The 15,215-nt window shown below is 39.8% G+C and carries 19 protein-coding genes; all 19 read left to right on the plus strand.

What is annotated here, in order from left to right:
* Window positions 1-108 precede the first annotated feature (108 nt).
* Window positions 109-585 (plus strand): DUF1441 family protein, encoded by a 477-nt coding sequence (locus ACFSAV_RS07445; protein WP_061406081.1) that lies wholly within the window; start codon window positions 109-111, stop codon window positions 583-585.
* Window positions 586-587: 2 nt separating this feature from the next.
* Window positions 588-2,696 carry a phage terminase large subunit family protein gene (locus ACFSAV_RS07450; protein ID WP_379097990.1) on the plus strand — a complete coding sequence of 703 codons (2,109 nt, stop codon included), beginning with the start codon at window positions 588-590 and terminating at the stop codon, window positions 2,694-2,696.
* Window positions 2,693-2,914: a hypothetical protein gene (locus tag ACFSAV_RS07455; RefSeq protein WP_379097993.1), complete on the plus strand. Its 222-nt coding sequence runs from the start codon at window positions 2,693-2,695 to the stop codon at window positions 2,912-2,914. The genes ACFSAV_RS07450 and ACFSAV_RS07455 overlap by 4 nt, the downstream gene beginning before the upstream one ends.
* Complete coding sequence (locus ACFSAV_RS07460; RefSeq protein WP_379097996.1) at window positions 2,911-4,431, plus strand: phage portal protein; 1,521 nt, start codon at window positions 2,911-2,913, stop codon at window positions 4,429-4,431. The genes ACFSAV_RS07455 and ACFSAV_RS07460 overlap by 4 nt, the downstream gene beginning before the upstream one ends.
* A complete protein-coding gene (locus ACFSAV_RS07465; RefSeq protein WP_379097999.1) occupies window positions 4,367-6,397 on the plus strand; it encodes a ClpP-like prohead protease/major capsid protein fusion protein in 2,031 nt (676 codons plus the stop codon). The genes ACFSAV_RS07460 and ACFSAV_RS07465 overlap by 65 nt, the downstream gene beginning before the upstream one ends.
* Window positions 6,398-6,466: 69 nt before the next feature.
* Window positions 6,467-6,793 (plus strand): DUF2190 family protein, encoded by a 327-nt coding sequence (locus ACFSAV_RS07470; protein ID WP_379098002.1) that lies wholly within the window; start codon window positions 6,467-6,469, stop codon window positions 6,791-6,793.
* A complete protein-coding gene (locus ACFSAV_RS07475; protein ID WP_379098009.1) occupies window positions 6,786-7,079 on the plus strand; it encodes a hypothetical protein in 294 nt (97 codons plus the stop codon). Before ACFSAV_RS07470 ends, ACFSAV_RS07475 begins: the two co-directional genes overlap by 8 nt.
* Window positions 7,079-7,630 carry a phage tail protein gene (locus ACFSAV_RS07480; protein ID WP_379098012.1) on the plus strand — a complete coding sequence of 184 codons (552 nt, stop codon included), beginning with the start codon at window positions 7,079-7,081 and terminating at the stop codon, window positions 7,628-7,630. Before ACFSAV_RS07475 ends, ACFSAV_RS07480 begins: the two co-directional genes overlap by 1 nt.
* Window positions 7,627-8,034 carry a phage tail terminator protein gene (gene gpU, locus ACFSAV_RS07485; RefSeq protein WP_379098014.1) on the plus strand — a complete coding sequence of 136 codons (408 nt, stop codon included), beginning with the start codon at window positions 7,627-7,629 and terminating at the stop codon, window positions 8,032-8,034. Before ACFSAV_RS07480 ends, gpU begins: the two co-directional genes overlap by 4 nt.
* Complete coding sequence (locus tag ACFSAV_RS07490) at window positions 8,031-8,540, plus strand: phage tail tube protein (protein ID WP_379098017.1); 510 nt, start codon at window positions 8,031-8,033, stop codon at window positions 8,538-8,540. Before gpU ends, ACFSAV_RS07490 begins: the two co-directional genes overlap by 4 nt.
* A 2-nt stretch (window positions 8,541-8,542) precedes the next feature.
* Entirely contained in the window at window positions 8,543-8,929 is a 387-nt protein-coding gene (locus ACFSAV_RS07495) for a phage tail protein (protein ID WP_379098020.1), read from the plus strand.
* A gap of 128 nt (window positions 8,930-9,057) precedes the next feature.
* Complete coding sequence (locus tag ACFSAV_RS11775) at window positions 9,058-9,252, plus strand: hypothetical protein (RefSeq protein ID WP_005725471.1); 195 nt, start codon at window positions 9,058-9,060, stop codon at window positions 9,250-9,252.
* A complete protein-coding gene (locus tag ACFSAV_RS07505) occupies window positions 9,239-11,611 on the plus strand; it encodes a phage tail length tape measure family protein (protein WP_379098026.1) in 2,373 nt (790 codons plus the stop codon). The genes ACFSAV_RS11775 and ACFSAV_RS07505 overlap by 14 nt, the downstream gene beginning before the upstream one ends.
* A gap of 3 nt (window positions 11,612-11,614) precedes the next feature.
* Window positions 11,615-12,055, plus strand: coding sequence for a phage tail protein (locus tag ACFSAV_RS07510; RefSeq protein ID WP_379098029.1), 441 nt, complete (start codon window positions 11,615-11,617; stop codon window positions 12,053-12,055).
* Window positions 12,048-12,974 (plus strand): hypothetical protein, encoded by a 927-nt coding sequence (locus ACFSAV_RS07515; RefSeq protein WP_379098032.1) that lies wholly within the window; start codon window positions 12,048-12,050, stop codon window positions 12,972-12,974. The genes ACFSAV_RS07510 and ACFSAV_RS07515 overlap by 8 nt, the downstream gene beginning before the upstream one ends.
* 8 nt (window positions 12,975-12,982) lie before the next feature.
* The gene (locus ACFSAV_RS07520) at window positions 12,983-13,567 is read left to right on the plus strand and encodes a DUF4376 domain-containing protein (RefSeq protein ID WP_379098035.1); all 585 of its coding nucleotides are present in this window, start codon (window positions 12,983-12,985) and stop codon (window positions 13,565-13,567) included.
* Window positions 13,554-13,820 carry a DNA helicase UvrD gene (locus ACFSAV_RS07525; RefSeq protein ID WP_379098038.1) on the plus strand — a complete coding sequence of 89 codons (267 nt, stop codon included), beginning with the start codon at window positions 13,554-13,556 and terminating at the stop codon, window positions 13,818-13,820. Before ACFSAV_RS07520 ends, ACFSAV_RS07525 begins: the two co-directional genes overlap by 14 nt.
* 8 nt (window positions 13,821-13,828) lie before the next feature.
* Complete coding sequence (locus ACFSAV_RS07530) at window positions 13,829-14,542, plus strand: phage minor tail protein L (RefSeq protein ID WP_379098040.1); 714 nt, start codon at window positions 13,829-13,831, stop codon at window positions 14,540-14,542.
* 2 nt (window positions 14,543-14,544) lie between these two features.
* Window positions 14,545-15,215 (plus strand): C40 family peptidase (locus ACFSAV_RS07535; RefSeq protein WP_379098041.1); only part of this gene is annotated, 671 nt, incomplete at its 3' end.

The raw sequence follows: 15,215 nt of genomic DNA on the forward strand, positions 1-15,215 counted from the left end.
TCGCGGTTTTCGGCAGTTTTTCGAATTTTCAGTCATCATCATCATCCGGGTTTTTGTTGCATTTTTAATCAGTTTTTTCAGAATTTTAATCAGTGGGTTTTTTAGATTATGGATAATTTATTCGACATAAAATTAAACATAAATCAGATAGCTGAACTGGTTGGAATGCACCGCCAGACGGTATCTCAGCGTGTTTCTAGTTTAAAGCCAGCAATTGGCAGTAATTCAAAATTAAAACTTTATTCTCTATCTGATTTAATCAGAATGGGGTTAACTGAAAAGATGTCGACGGATGTCGATTCATTAATGCCACTTGATCGTAAAGCTTTTTGGCAAGCCGAGAACGAAAGATTGAAGTACGAACGTGATACGGGCGAGTTAATTCCAGCTTTTGAAGTTGCACAAGAAATGAGTGCTTTAGCAAAAGCGGTAGTTCAAACATTAGAAACATTGCCGGATATTTTAGAACGTGACGCGGCACTTCAACCGAAAGCACTTATGCGAGTACAACAAATTATTGATGATCTAAGAGATCAAATGGCATTACATATTCAAAACAACAATCATGATGATTCAGAGGATTAACCATGTTTGCATCTACTAAAGATATTCGACGAGATATAGCGAGTTCAGTGAAAGCACCGCGTCGAATGAAAGTATCTGAAGCAGTCTATGAATATATGCGTGTCCCCATTGGTGGTGGAAATTCTATCAAATGGGATAAAGACACCGTAGGTTATTTAATTGAGCCAATGGATTGTTTAAGTTCTCGTGAATACGACGCGGTTGTTTTTGTTGGTCCTGCGCGAACAGGTAAAACGATCGGATTAATTGACGGTTGGATCACTTATTCAATTATCTGTGATCCGTCAGACTTTTTACTTGTTCAATTAACGCAAGAAAAAGCGAGTGAACATAGCCGAAAAAGGTTGGATCGTACTTTCCGCTGTTCTCCAGAAGTCACAAAAAGACTAAGTCCGCGCAAAAACGATAATAACGTGCATGATAAATATTTTCGTGCTGGAAACTTATTAAAAATCGGATGGCCATCTATTAATGTCTTGTCGTCGTCTGACTACAAATACGTCGCGCTGACTGATTACGATCGCTGGCCTGATGATGTTGACGGTGAGGGTGACGGCTTTTCTCTTGCGTCAAAACGTACCACGACATTTATGTCATCAGGAATGACGCTTGTTGAAAGCTCACCCGGAAAGGACATTGTTGATCTTAAACATCATCCAAAATCAACACATGAAGCACCACCTACAACGGGGATTTTAAGCTTATATAACCGGGGCGACAGACGTCGCTTTTATTGGCCATGCCCACATTGTAAAGAATACTTTGAACCAAGCATGGCGAATATGACTGGTTATAGAAATGATGATGACTTTGTAAAAGCCAGCGAAAAAGCACGATTGCAATGTCCTCATTGTCAAAACTTAATCGAACCATCGCTAAAACGCGAGTTAAATATAAAAGGTGTTTGGCTTAAAGAAGGGCAAACAATAGATAAGAAAGGGAAAATTAAAGGAAAAGGAAGAAATACACGTATTGCTTCTTTTTGGCTTGAAGGTCCCGCTGCCGGTTATCAAAAGTGGGAGCAATTAATATATAAGTTATTAACTGCAGAACATGAATATGAAATGACAGGAAGCGAGGAAACTCTAAAAGCAGTTACAAATACTGACTGCGGATTACCATATCTTCCACGCTCCGCACTTGAACAACGACGATCTGATGAATTAATGGAACGTCGAGAAGAAGTCGAAGAAAAAACAGTGCCGGAAAATTGCCGGTTTTTAATTGCTGCAGTGGACGTACAAGGCGGTAAAAAACGTCGCTTTGTTGTTCAGATCGTGGGCTATGGTGAAAGTGGTGAACGTTGGCTAATTGATCGTTATAACATCTCTTTTACTCGACCTGATGAACACGGTGAAACGAAAGAGATTGATCCGCGGATTCCTGAAGACTGGGACATTCTCATTTCTGATGTGCTCGAAAAGAAATACCCGCTTGTTTATAACAAGAATCACCTAATGCCGATCTTAGCAATGGCGGTGGATAGTGGTGGTGAAGAAGGTGTAACTGACAATGCGTATAAATTCTGGCGACGTTGCAGACGTAATGGTAAATCAAAGCAAGTCTATCTAGTCAAAGGTGACTCAACAAAACGACAGAAATTAATCACTAAAAGCTATCCGGATAATACTACGCGCTCAGATCGTCGAGCTTCTGCACGTGGTGATGTACCACTCTACTTACTTCAAACTGATTTATTAAAAGATCGCATTAATAATGCCCTCGCACGTGAAACTGCGGGGGCTAATTATATTCACTTTCCAGAGTGGATTGGTGAGTGGTTTTTTAATGAATTGACGTATGAAGAAAGAGGACCTGACGGCAAGTGGCGGAAACCTGGTAAAGGTAACAACGAAGCATTCGACTTGTTTTGTTATGCGCATGCCATCGCACTACTGCGAGGTTATGAGCGGATCAAATGGGGTGATGAAAAAGACGTGCCGACTTGGGCGAGATTACCTGAAATTAATTCCGAAGTGATTCGTAATGATCCTGTTTCACGAAATGCGCAAAGCGACATTGTAGAAGAAGTTGTATCGAAGCAATCAAAACCACGAGCGAAGAAAAAAAGCAGTTGGCTTGGTGGTGGAAAATCTGGGGGGTGGTTGTGATCTACACAGCAGAAGAACTAAAACAAAAGATAAAAGCACTTGATGAAAAGATCGAAAACGCGCAAAGCCAAGTGAGCTTTAACGGCAGATCGGTAAGTTTTCAAATTAGTGAATTATCGAAGCAAAGAGATCGTTATCAAGCAATGCTTGACGAATTGCTAGCACAAACTGGACAGCAGTCGAAAAAACACAGAATTAAATATGCGAGATTTGTATGAAATTAATTGAAAAAGCAATTGCAGTATTCTCGCCTAGCTGGGCGGCTCAACGTGCACGATCTCGCTTGGCGTTTAATGCTTATGAAGCCGCCATGCCGAATCGAACGCATAAAGCAAAACGTGAGAAAAGTGCAGCAAATACTAGCATTAAACAAAGTGCGGTCAGTTTACGCGAACAAGCCAGAGCATTAGATCAAGATCACGACATTGTTATCGGCATTTTAGACAAAATGGAAGAACGTGTTATTGGTTCAAAAGGCATTCACATTGAACCGCAGCCACTTAATTTAAACGGTGAGGTCAACGAGGAACTAGCAGAACAAATTCGTACAAAGTGGGCGGAATGGTCCGTATCACCTGAGGTGACGGGAATGTACACTCGACCAATGCTAGAGCGGATGTTGTTACGCACTTGGTTGCGCGACGGTGAAGTGTTTTTACAATTAGTACGAGGTAAAGTCTATGGATTTGAGTATGGTACAAAAACACAATTCGCACTGGAAGCATTAGAGCCTGATTTCATTCCAATGAATAACGATCTATCGCAAAAGCTAGTGCAAGGCATTCACTTGAACGCTTGGCGTAGACCAATTGCATATCAAGTTTTTCTTGATAATCCGCAAGAATCAGTAAAAACCTACGGCAAAGTGAAAACTGTTGCTGCAGAGAATATGTTGCACCTCGCTTTACGCAAGCGACTTCATCAGTTGCGTGGTATTTCAATGTTGCACGGTGTAATGATTCGCCTTGCTGATTTAAAAGACTATGAAGAATCAGAACGTGTTGCTGCACGTATTGCAGCGGCAATGACGATGTACATTAAAAAAGGTGATGCTGCACTCTATGGCGATGAGGAGCAAAACGATGAACCACGCCTGTTTGATATTGCCCCAGGTGCAGTGATTGATGATCTGAAACCAGGTGAAGATATCGGATTGATTAACTCAAACCGTCCGAATGTCAATCTTGAGAATTTCAGAAACGGTCAATTAAGAGCGACTGCAGCGGGTACTCGATCCAGTTACTCAAGTATTGCTCGAGACTATAACGGCACATACTCAAGTCAACGCCAAGAACTGGTGGAAAGCTTCGAAGGTTACGCGGTATTGCAAGATCACTTTGTCGCGCACATTTCACGACCTGTCTATCGAGAGTGGCTAAAAATGGCTGTCTTATGCGGTGAAATTAAAGTGCCATTAGAAGTTGATCAATCAATGCTATTCAATGCGGTTTATTCAGGTCCTGTAATGCCTTGGATCGACCCAATGAAAGAGGCACAGGCTTGGGCTACTCGTATTCGTGGTGGTCTAGCAACTGAAAGTCAAGCGGTAAGAGCGAGTGGACATAATCCAGCGGAAGTGAAACGCAGACGCATAGTGGAAGTTCAAGAAAACCGCGATAAAGGTCTTAAATTCGACACAGATTTAACTAATACATCACAAGGAAATAAACATGAAGAAAAAAACAGCGATGGCACTAACAGTGACGATGGCGGCGGCAAGCGTTCAGATGAATAACGATACGCAGAGCTGGTTTTCAATCAAAGCGGGTGCAAATGACACAGCCGAAATTTCAATTTATGACGAGATCGGTGGCTGGGGAATTAGTGCGAAAGCATTCGCAAAACAATTAAAAGATCTTGGGAATGTGAAAAAAATTAATCTTCACATTCACTCTCCGGGCGGTTCAGTATTTGACGGCATGGCGATCTTCAATTTACTGAACAATCACACAGCAAAGAAAATTGTGTATATCGACGGATTAGCCGCTTCAATGGCAAGTGTTATCGCAATGGTGGGTGATGTTGTCATTATGCCAGAAAACGCCATGATGATGATTCACAAGCCTTGGGGGATTCAGGGTGGTGATGCCGAAGATATGCGCAAGTACGCAGATTTACTCGATAAAATCGAGGAAACACTTATTTCCGCTTATACCAAGAAAACGGGTAAAAGTGCGGAAGAATTAGCAGAAATGCTAGCAGAAGAAACGTGGCTCAATGGTAAAGAATGCGTTGAACACGGTTTCGCAGATCAATTTGTCGAGCCTGTCAAGGCGATGGCAACACTTAATTCAAAACGTTTAGAGGAGTTCTCAAATATGCCAAAAGCAGTAAAAGAAATGTTGTTCTCGCCAAAAGCTCAGACAACACAACAAGCACAAGCGCAACCAGCACAAGCGCAACCAGCGGTAGTTAATACTCAACCAGAAAAGGTTGTTGTTGATAATTCTGCTGAAATTAAAGCACAAGCCGAAAAACGCATTGCAGATATTAAATCAGTATTTGCACCGTTTTCTGATCAACAAGACTTACTTATCGAATGCTTATCAGATGTGAATATCACTGCAGAACAAGCAAAAGATAAATTACTTGCGAAACTCGGTGCGAATACAACACCAAGTGCCAATGGCGGTTATGTTGATAACGGTAACATTGTTGGCGATAGCGTTAAAAACTCATTGTTAGCGCGTGCTGGTAAAGCAGAAATTGAGAAAGACAACGCATACAACGGCATGACATTACGCGAATTAGCACGTGCGTCAATCGCAGATCGTGGCGTGAGTATCAGCGGTATGAATGCGATGAGCATTGTTGGGTTGGCATTTACTCATTCTTCTAGTGACTTCGGTTCTATCTTGTTAGATGTGGCACATAAATCAGTGTTAGAGGGTTGGGCGGTTGCAACGGATAACTTCGATAAATTCACAACGAAAGGATCTGTATCAGACTTCCGCAAACATAACCGTGTTGGCTTAACTGAATTCGGATCACTTCCAGTTGTGAGTGAAGGTGAAGAATACACATACGGCACTATCGGTGATAAACAAGTTGCTGTTGCTATCGCAACTTACGGTAAGTTGTTTTCTATCACTCGCCAAGCAATCATCAATGATGATATGAGTATGTTAACTCGTATTCCGTTCTTGATGGGTAAATCTGCTCGTGCGACGGTTGCCAAACTTGTTTACAACTTGATTACGTCAAACGGCAAATGGCAAGACGGAAAAGTGTTGTTTAGTGCAGATCGTAAAAACTTATTGACTGGTTCCGGCACTAAAATGGATGTAACAACTATCGATAAGGCTATTCAATTAATGAATGGTCACTTGGATGGTGACAAACAGCCATTGTTAATTGAACCTGAATTCTTGCTTGCGCCAACATCGCTTGCAACAAAAGCAAAACAAATTGTTGGCTCAACAAGTGTTGAAGGCGCAGAGACTAACTCTGGCATTATCAATCCAATCAACAACTTCGCCGAAGTGATTAAATCGCAACACTTACAAGTTGCAGATGCCTTATCTTGGTACTTAATCAACTCTCAAGCAATTGAAGTGAACTACTTAGATGGTGCAGATCAGCCATACCTTGAACAACAAGACGGTTTCACGGTTGATGGCGTAGTAAGTAAAGTGCGTATCGATGCTGGTGTGGATGTCATCGATCCTCGCGGTATCGTGAAAGTAACTAACCAAGGCTAATAAAGCAAAATTCCAAGCCGCACTGTAAAAAGTGCGGTTTCTTTTTTTAAAAAATAGGATCTAAAAATCATGGCTAAAAATTATATTCAAGACGGTGACACATTACGTTTTACTGCAACTAAATCAGTGAAAAGTGGTGATGTTGTAGTTGTTGGAGAAATGGTAGGCATTGCTATCACAGATGTTGAAAATAAAACACAAGGCGTTTTACGTGTTACTGGTGTTTTCAATGTGAAAGCAAAACAATCAGAAGACATTAAAAAAGGTGTGTTGCTTTATTGGGATGAAAATGCAGGTGAAGCAACTACAACTAAAGGTTCGCATAAAATGCTGGGTAAAGCATGGAGCGATTCGGGTACATCATCTACTGAAGTTGATGTAAAACTCAATGTCTAGCCCATTCGATCAAGCGTTGGCATTAGCGGATCAAGCGATTGAAAAAACGATGATGTCAACGTATCTAATTAACGATGAAGAATATCAAGCTGTTTATGACGAAACACCGAAAGAATTTGAACCAATGAACGGTATTGTTCGCACGCTTACTTTGTATAAAAAGCAAGGTTATGAACCGAGAAAGAACGATGTCGTACAAATTGGTGATGTGGAATATCTTGTTACAAGTTTCACAATCAATGACGGCTTGATCATTCTTCAATTAGAAGAGAATGCGAAATACTAATGGCTTTTGAAGATGACATTAAACAAGCGCAAAAAAAGCTTGAAAATCTGAATAAAAAAGCAGTGCCGAAAGCAACGGCCAGAGCAATTAATAAAGTGGGTGCAAAAGTGATGGTGCGCAGTATTGCTACTGCTGCAAAAGAAGCAGATGTGCCGAAAAAGTTAATTAAAGGACGTGCAGAACTTGAAAAAGCCAAGCTGTCTCGTTTGTCTGCGTTTATTAAAGTTAACCGTCGCAGTCTTTCAGTAATCAGGCTAGTGGCTGGTAAAGGTAGTCCTTTTTTAACACGTGGTAAGCGTCGTGGACAATTAAAAGTCGGTAAACGCTTTTATGAGCGCGCGTTTATTCAGAAACTACCAAATGGTCGCGTTCACGTTCTGCAGAGAAAAGGAAAAGCGCGCTATCCAATCGATGTTGTCAAAATTCCGTTAGTTAAGCCGTTAACAGAAGCTTTTCACAGCGAAGTGAAAAAGGCACTTGAGAAAGAAATGCCAAAAGAAATGAAGACGGCTCTAGAACATCAAATTCAATTAGTGGTGAAAAATAGATGAAGATTCATACAGATATTAGAAAAGTACTTGTTGCAGAAATATCAAAGCACTTCAAGAAAGTGAAAGAAGTGATCAATGGGAAACCTTCTTTTATTGACATTCAAAATAGCTCACCTGCAGTTGCAGTTTTTATCAGTAATGTAACGCCCACAGGCTATCTTGATGGCACTAATTCTGGGACGTTACACGTTTACTTGATGATGAAGTCTGCTGCACGTGAAGACAGCTTAGATAAACTCGCACAGCAAATTCTTGATTCAAATATCGTTGAATCTTCATTGTCCAGCTTGACTGAAAGCGTGACTTTCTCTGCGTTCGATTATGAGCAAGATGAAGAAAGTGGAACGTGGATCGCAGCGGATATTCAATACACCATTACTTACACATTCGGAGATCAAGAATGAGTACAAATAAAAAAATCACACCAATGAAAGGTGCTGGCACACTATTCTATCGTTTGAAAAACGAAAAAGAAGCAACTGTGGTTGTGGGCGGTGTGTTACAAGTTAACGAAGTTAAAAAAGACGCTAACTGGGATCGCATTGCGAAAATCAAAGAGTTGCAACCGGGCGAAATCACAGCAGAAAGTTATGAAGATAACTATTTAGACGACGCCAACGCAGAATGGAAAGGTACATCACAGGGTGCGAAGTCTGCCGGTGAAACATCAATCACGCTTGCGTGGTTGCCGGGCGATACTGCACAACAAGCAATTGTGAGCGATTTTGATTCAGGCAAGAAAACATACTACATGGTGAAATATCCGAATGGAACTCGTGACGTCTATTATGCATGGGTATCTTCACTTGGTAAGACGGTGCCGCAAAACGAAACAATGACACGCACGATCAAGTTAACAAATGTCGGCAAACCGTCATTAGCAGAAAACAACAACGCTGGAGATGAATAATCATGTTGAAGAAAGTTGAGTTCACACTAAACGGTGCAGCAATTCAATTGTCTGCAATCTCTGCGCTAGACTATCTCAATTATGTTGAGTACATGAACGAGTTAGAAAAGCCAGAAAATATCGCTGAATCTGACACAGAAAAAGAATTAAATCGCAAGCTAAATCAAGCGAACAAGTTAAATCTGTTTGTTAATACTCGCTTGATTGCGATTTCGATGTCTTACGCAGAAAAAGAAAAAACAGTTGATGAAATCCAAAATTATCTACTGAATAACTTCACACACGCAGACATTCTAACTTTACTTGATAAAGTGCAAGATGTTTGTGAGTTTCCGAAAGTCGAAAAATCGGAAGATGACGAGGAAAGTGGTGAACAAAAAAACGTTTAGAAGCTGAACTCGACTTTATTTTGAAGTTAGCACATGAGTTTAGACGTCCAGACTTTAAAAGAATGCTCCGAGAAATGTCAATCTCGGAGTATTTTTTTTGGTGCAAATACTTCGGAAAAAGACCGTTTATGTTAGAGATGATCGACTATGCGCAGTCGTCGATCGTGAGTTCAGCTTATAACGTTGCTGCGGGTAAAGCTATTTCAAGTGCACAAGACTTTTCTGTGTTAAATCATGTTGTTAGAAATAGCGAAATGACAGATGCACAAATTGAAGACGCAAGCGGCGCAACTGCAGGAGTATTGAGAATTGAATCAGATTAGCAATTTAAAAATCAAGTTGACTGCTGAAACAGCGAAATTCACTGAAGAAATCAACAGAGCAAGAAATTCGCTTGGTGGACTGGGTAAGTCTAAAGGCAGCATTGATATAACTAAAGTCGCATTGCGTGGATTGGGATTGGCAGCTAGTGTCGCTGCTGCTGCATTAGCTGCTGCTGCCGCTGCTGCTATGCAAGGGATTCATGTTTATGCTCAAACAGAAAGGTACATGGCTCGCACAGAAGCGCAATTAAAAGCAACCGGTGCGGCTGTCGGTTTTACTGCGAGCGAGTTAGATAAGTTTGCTCGTTCTGTCGCGATGAACACACTTGCAAGCACTGACGGTATTCGCAATGCAATGTCTGTCTTAATGACATTTAAAAGCGTAACGGGTGATATCTTTAAACAGACGATCAGTCTTGCACAAGATATGGCGGAAGTGTTTAAAACAGATGTGGCGAGCGAGGCGAGAAACCTCGGTCGCGCATTAGAAACACCAACCGAAGCGGTATCGATTCTGAAAAGAAAAGGGATCGAACTTTCAGAATCACAGCAAGAATTAATTAAAAAATTCATTGAATCTGGTGAGAAAGCAAAAGCGCAAGAAATCATTTTACATGAACTACAAAAGCGTGTTGGTGGTGCGGGTGAAGCAGCTGCTAAAGATACAGTATCTGGTGCTTTAGATACATTAAGTCAAGCAACTGATGAATTAAAAGAAGAATTTGCGAAAGCAACTGGTGCAACAGATATTTTTAAAAAATCTGTAAATGGTTTAGCTAAAGCATTTTTGTGGTTAACTGAGACTATGCGAGGTCCTAGCCTTGAAAATCACATTGCAACGCTTGAAAAACAGCTTGATATTCTTGAGAAAAGTAAGAAAAGTTTAGAAGAAAAAATCAAAGTAAATGGCGGTAATGATGGCTTACACGAAGCACTGAAGTTTACAAGCGAAGAACTCGAAAAAGTTAGAGAAAATCTCAAAAAATCTAAGAGCGAGCTTGATAAGAAAGAAGCTGATGCAAAACAGAAAGCCGACGAAGCAAATAAGATCAAGCAAGAACTAGAGCTTAAAAATAGACAAGATTCAAGCTTGGAATCATTGAATGCGTTAAATAAACGCTTGGCAACTCGTGAGCAGAAGCTCACAGAGCAATATCAGAAAGATCTCAATTTAATTAAATCGTTCACGTTAAGTGAGAAGCAGATTAAAGAACAAGGCTTTAACAACATTGAAGAATTGAGAAAAGCACACTCAGACAAAGTTACTGCACAGTATGAGAAAGCAATGTCTGAACTCACTAAGTCTGAGAGTAAAAAAACGGGTGCAATTAAATCATTATCTCAAGATCAGCTTTCTGCACTTGATCTTAGATATGCAACCGAAACACAGAAAATTGAATTAAATCATCAGCTACAACTAAAAAAAATTCAACAAATGGCGATCTCGGAAAAAGAAGCGCGCGCGAAAGGTTTTTCATCTGCACTTGAGTTACGCAAGCATTATTTTGAACTTGAAAATCAAGCTTTTGATAAAGCAATGAGTGATCAGGCAGAAAAGCTTAGACGTGAGCAGCAAGAACGTGAAGATAAAGTGCGGTCGTTTTTTAATGAGATTCGTGGAAGCGGTAACGATCCATACATTCAAAACGATATCACACGAGATGAGCAGTTAGCGAAAGCAAAAGAGTTGCATGCACAACAATTATTAAATGTTCAAGAATTCGAACAAGCGAAAGCAGCAATTGAAGACGCTTACAGACAACGCAAAGAAGATTTAGATCGTGCAACAGTGCAATCTCAATTAAGTTCTGCTGCTTCTTTATTTGACGGAATTGCTGGATTGATAGAATCAACAAGTGGTAGAAATTCATCAGCTTATAGAGCTATGTTCGCACTTTCTAAGAGCTTTCAAATTGCTGAATCTATGTTGCATTTACATGCAGCGATAATGAAAGCAATGAACGATCCGACAGCAGTCACGCCAGCACAGAAATTCGCAAATATGGCAGCGGTTGCCACTGCTGGGGCAAATGTTTTAAACCAATTAACAAGCATTACCCTATCTGGTGCGCGCGCAATGGGCGGTCCTGTTGGTGGTGGACGCGCGTATCTCGTCGGTGAGAAAGGTCCAGAAATCTTCGTACCAGGTGCTAGCGGTCAGATTACAAGTAATGAGAATTTGAACAAAGCTTTGGGTGGTGGATCGTCTAAAACTGTTGTTATTAATCAAACGAATAACTTTGATTCTAACAATGCGAATAATAAAGAACTTGCTAGTATGATTGCTAAAGCAACAAAAGCACAAGTTTATGAAGTTCTTTCTAATGAATCTCGTGCTGGTGGAATGTTAAGTGGGTAGTTTATGTTAAAAAAATTTAATTGGAAATCACAATGGGGAATGACTACTGAAGTCACTCCAAATGTGACTGTCACCCAGTTTGGTGATGGCTACGAACAAAGATTAAAAAATGGTTTAAATTATATTTCAGAAACGTTCAACATTGTTGTTAGATTACATCGAATAAGAGAAGAGGCTGAAATTAATAACTTGATGAATTTTTTATTAACGCATGCTGGATGGAAATCTTTTTTGTGGACACCGCCAAAAAGAATCGATCAAATTGTCGTTGTATGTGACAAGTATTCAACAACTGAGAGTGGAGTTTATATTGATTTCGAGCTGACTTTTAGACAAGTCTTTGAAAAAGCTGAGTCAAAGATATCATCTGATGACAATTTAATTGATGATGTACCAGATTTAGTCGCTATCTTGGATAAAAAATTGGAGCAATTTAATGGCTAATTTAAACAAAAGACTAATTGACTTTGCGCAAGCAGTGAGTGAAAAAATATTTAGTGTACTCAAAAAAATTAAAGAACTTGAACAGAAAATACAAGAAATTGGTAATACTACTGGTCAACCAGGAGAAAGAGGCGATGACGGAAAATCAGCATATCAAATTTGGCTAGAAGTTGGTAATAATGGATCAAAGCAGGATTTTATTGATTCGTTACATGGAAAGCAAGGTATTCCTGGAGAAAGAGGTGATAATGGAGATAATGGATTCACATTTACACCAACAGTTAGTTTAAACGGTGAATTGTCTTGGTCAAATAACGGTAATCTAAATAATCCACCACCCATTAATTTAAAAGGCCCAAAAGGCGATCCTGGCCAATCTATTAATGGTTCAGACGGTGCAACATTCACTCCAATTTTAGCAGAAAATGGTGATTTATCTTGGACAAATAACAAAGGATTGCAGAATCCACGAACAATTAACATTCGTGGACCCGCTGGATATCAAGGAGAAATATCAAATTCATATAATGGTAATAGAAGAAATGTTCCAGTTAGTGAGTATGCTGTCGGACTTCTTCACTCCAAAATGGAGCAACTAAAAGAAACAAAACAAGTCTGGGTCGGCAATGTTACGCAACACTCGACAAGTATTCTTGAATTATCTGAATCTATTTTAAACAAGACGCTTATTTTTTATTTTCAATGGTCTCAAGCTCATTCGCTGCAACAGAATGTCGATACATACACTGTCTCAGTGTTTGTTGGTAAAGAGTTAATTAATACATCTGGCCGTAAATATTTTCATGCCGCTTTATACGTTGGAGGCTGGAAAAACTGCCAAGTTGAGCTTGTGAGCGCGAATCAAATAAGAATTATTGACATATCTAATATGTATTTGAAAAAAATCACAGCAGCGTAGGTGTAAGCATGAAAGTTTATTTTTTAAAAATTGATTTGAATCAATATCAAATCTTTCCTAAACCAAGCAATATAGATGATTTTATTGAGCTTGATCTTGAAATTGAGAATGAATCAATACTCGATACACATTGTATAGTGGAGTGTAATGGTGAGTTTAAATTAGTGACTAAGCCAGAATCAACATTGCAAAAGTGGGATGGTGAAAAGTGGATTATTGATGAACTTAAACTCGCAGAACAGCAAAATGAGGTTTGGGAGCTTATCAAAGAAAAACGCTATAAAAATGGTTTAGGCGGTGTCTATATCGAGCGTGTTGGTAAATGGTTTCAGACTGGCGAAGAAGAAAAAACGAAGTATCTTGGTTTAGATAAAGTCATCGATAAAATCGGTGAAATTGATTGGAAATGTGCAGATAATACATTTGTAAAAATGAACCGCACTTTACTTGATGAAATCTTCTTACAAATGGTTGTTACTGAAAATTCAGATCATGTTAATGCAGAAAAACATCGTATTGAGATGATGAAATCAACAAATCCACTTGATTACGATTTCTCTACAGGATGGAGTGCGACATATGAACAAGTTTAAATACTGGTTATATCATGTTTTAGTTGCCATCGATCAGCTTTTTAATGCGCTTATGCTGGGTAGTGCGGATGAAACATTAAGTAGTCGTGCTTATCGCGGTGCGGTGCTAGAAAAGCAACCTAAAATGAAATGGAAAGTTATTTTCTTTTGCATAGAAAAGCTGTTTTTTTGGGAAAAGGACCATTGTAAAACAGCATATGAGTCAGAAATTAAACGCAGGCAATATCCGTCTGCGTTTTCTAATTTAGAATGAGGTAAATTATGCCACAACTAATGAGTGCAGAGATGAAGCTTGAATTGGCTAAACTCGAGCAAAATGCAATGATTGACTTATTCGAAGTCGATTTGCGCAGTCTAAAAGATAAAAATGGCATGAATGGTGAATTGTATCGATTCTATGCTGGTACAAATGAAATGCTCAATCCTATTGTATGGCAAGGTAATACATATCAACCCTTTGGTGCAAATGCGACAGGCTTTTCAATGTCAGGTCAAGGTCCGTCAAATCGCCCACAATTGACACTGGCGAATTTTAACGGATTTGTCACTGGCATTGTGAATCGCTTCGAACAGTGCTTGGGCGGTATTGTTCGGCGTTGGCAAGTCTATGTGCAATATCTTGACGCAGTAAATTTTAAAGACGGGAATCCAGATGCCGATCCAACACAAGGTGTGCCTACGTTTTATATTATTGAGCAACTTTCTACATTAAAACGCGGCATCGCAGTATTCACGTTGGCACTGCCGACAGAAACAGACAATGCGTTGATTTCTTCTCGAACAATCGGGATTCACTGTGGTTGGCTGTATCGCTCTGCAGAGTGCGGTTATACGGGAGGTCCTGTTGCTGATGAAAAAGATAATCCTACTCGAGACCTGAAAAAAGATAAATGTAGTTGCTTAATGACTGGGTGCGCATTGAGAAAAAATACGCGAAATTATGGTGGATTTGTTTCCGTAAATAAATTGAGGTAGCAATGTTAAAACAACAAATAATCGACTACGCAAAACAATGTGAGCCGTACGAAATGTGCGGCTTTGTTGTTTTTGATGGTCAAGAAAAAATCTTCATCGCTTGTGAAAATATTGCTGAAGATAAAGAGAATCACTTTGAAATTTCAGCAGATGATTTCTTAAAAGCGAGTGAATATGACGGTATTGTCGCACTTGTTCATTCACACCCGAGCGGCAAGCCGTTTCTATCAACAATGGATCGGCAAACTCAAATGTTCTCAAATCTTGATTTCTGGCTTGTTTGTCATGACGAGCTTCACGAATTTCCTGTTATTCCGCCCTTGCTGGGACGTGATTTTATTCACGGCAAAACAGATTGCTACACATTATTCCGCGATTTTTATCGCTTGGCTGGAGTTGATTTCCCTGATTTTGAAAGAGATGATTTCTGGTGGGAAGACGGTCAGAATCTCTATCTAGATAACATGGAAAAGCACGGTTTTGAACGAGTAAAAGACGAAAGTGCGGTACAAGTTGGTGATGTGATTCTAATGCAAGTTGGGGCAGATGTACCAAATCACGCAGCGATCTACATTGGCAATCAGCAAGTGTTACATCATAGTCCTAAACGTTTATCTAAACGTGATTTATATGACGGATATTGGCTTAAACATACACATAGTATTTGGAGATT

Origin of the sequence: Pasteurella oralis, assembly GCF_042681465.1 — a bacterium.
GTDB classification, from domain to species: Bacteria; Pseudomonadota; Gammaproteobacteria; order Enterobacterales; family Pasteurellaceae; genus Pasteurella; species Pasteurella oralis.

Excerpts from the sequence above, each read along its gene's own strand:
- ACFSAV_RS07495 (WP_379098020.1), top strand. The coding sequence starts at position 8,543 with ATGTTGAAGAAAGTTGAGTTCACACTAAACGGTGCAGCAATTCAATTG.
- ACFSAV_RS07530 (WP_379098040.1), top strand. The coding sequence starts at position 13,829 with ATGCCACAACTAATGAGTGCAGAGATGAAGCTTGAATTGGCTAAACTC.
- ACFSAV_RS07470 (WP_379098002.1), top strand. The coding sequence starts at position 6,467 with ATGGCTAAAAATTATATTCAAGACGGTGACACATTACGTTTTACTGCA.
- ACFSAV_RS07520 (WP_379098035.1), top strand. The coding sequence starts at position 12,983 with ATGAAAGTTTATTTTTTAAAAATTGATTTGAATCAATATCAAATCTTT.
- ACFSAV_RS07465 (WP_379097999.1), top strand. The coding sequence starts at position 4,367 with ATGAAGAAAAAAACAGCGATGGCACTAACAGTGACGATGGCGGCGGCA.
- ACFSAV_RS07490 (WP_379098017.1), top strand. The coding sequence starts at position 8,031 with ATGAGTACAAATAAAAAAATCACACCAATGAAAGGTGCTGGCACACTA.
- ACFSAV_RS07450 (WP_379097990.1), top strand. The coding sequence starts at position 588 with ATGTTTGCATCTACTAAAGATATTCGACGAGATATAGCGAGTTCAGTG.
- ACFSAV_RS11775 (WP_005725471.1), top strand. The coding sequence starts at position 9,058 with ATGTTAGAGATGATCGACTATGCGCAGTCGTCGATCGTGAGTTCAGCT.
- ACFSAV_RS07475 (WP_379098009.1), top strand. The coding sequence starts at position 6,786 with ATGTCTAGCCCATTCGATCAAGCGTTGGCATTAGCGGATCAAGCGATT.
- gpU (WP_379098014.1), top strand. The coding sequence starts at position 7,627 with ATGAAGATTCATACAGATATTAGAAAAGTACTTGTTGCAGAAATATCA.
- ACFSAV_RS07445 (WP_061406081.1), top strand. The coding sequence starts at position 109 with ATGGATAATTTATTCGACATAAAATTAAACATAAATCAGATAGCTGAA.
- ACFSAV_RS07480 (WP_379098012.1), top strand. The coding sequence starts at position 7,079 with ATGGCTTTTGAAGATGACATTAAACAAGCGCAAAAAAAGCTTGAAAAT.
- ACFSAV_RS07510 (WP_379098029.1), top strand. The coding sequence starts at position 11,615 with ATGTTAAAAAAATTTAATTGGAAATCACAATGGGGAATGACTACTGAA.
- ACFSAV_RS07525 (WP_379098038.1), top strand. The coding sequence starts at position 13,554 with ATGAACAAGTTTAAATACTGGTTATATCATGTTTTAGTTGCCATCGAT.
- ACFSAV_RS07515 (WP_379098032.1), top strand. The coding sequence starts at position 12,048 with ATGGCTAATTTAAACAAAAGACTAATTGACTTTGCGCAAGCAGTGAGT.
- ACFSAV_RS07460 (WP_379097996.1), top strand. The coding sequence starts at position 2,911 with ATGAAATTAATTGAAAAAGCAATTGCAGTATTCTCGCCTAGCTGGGCG.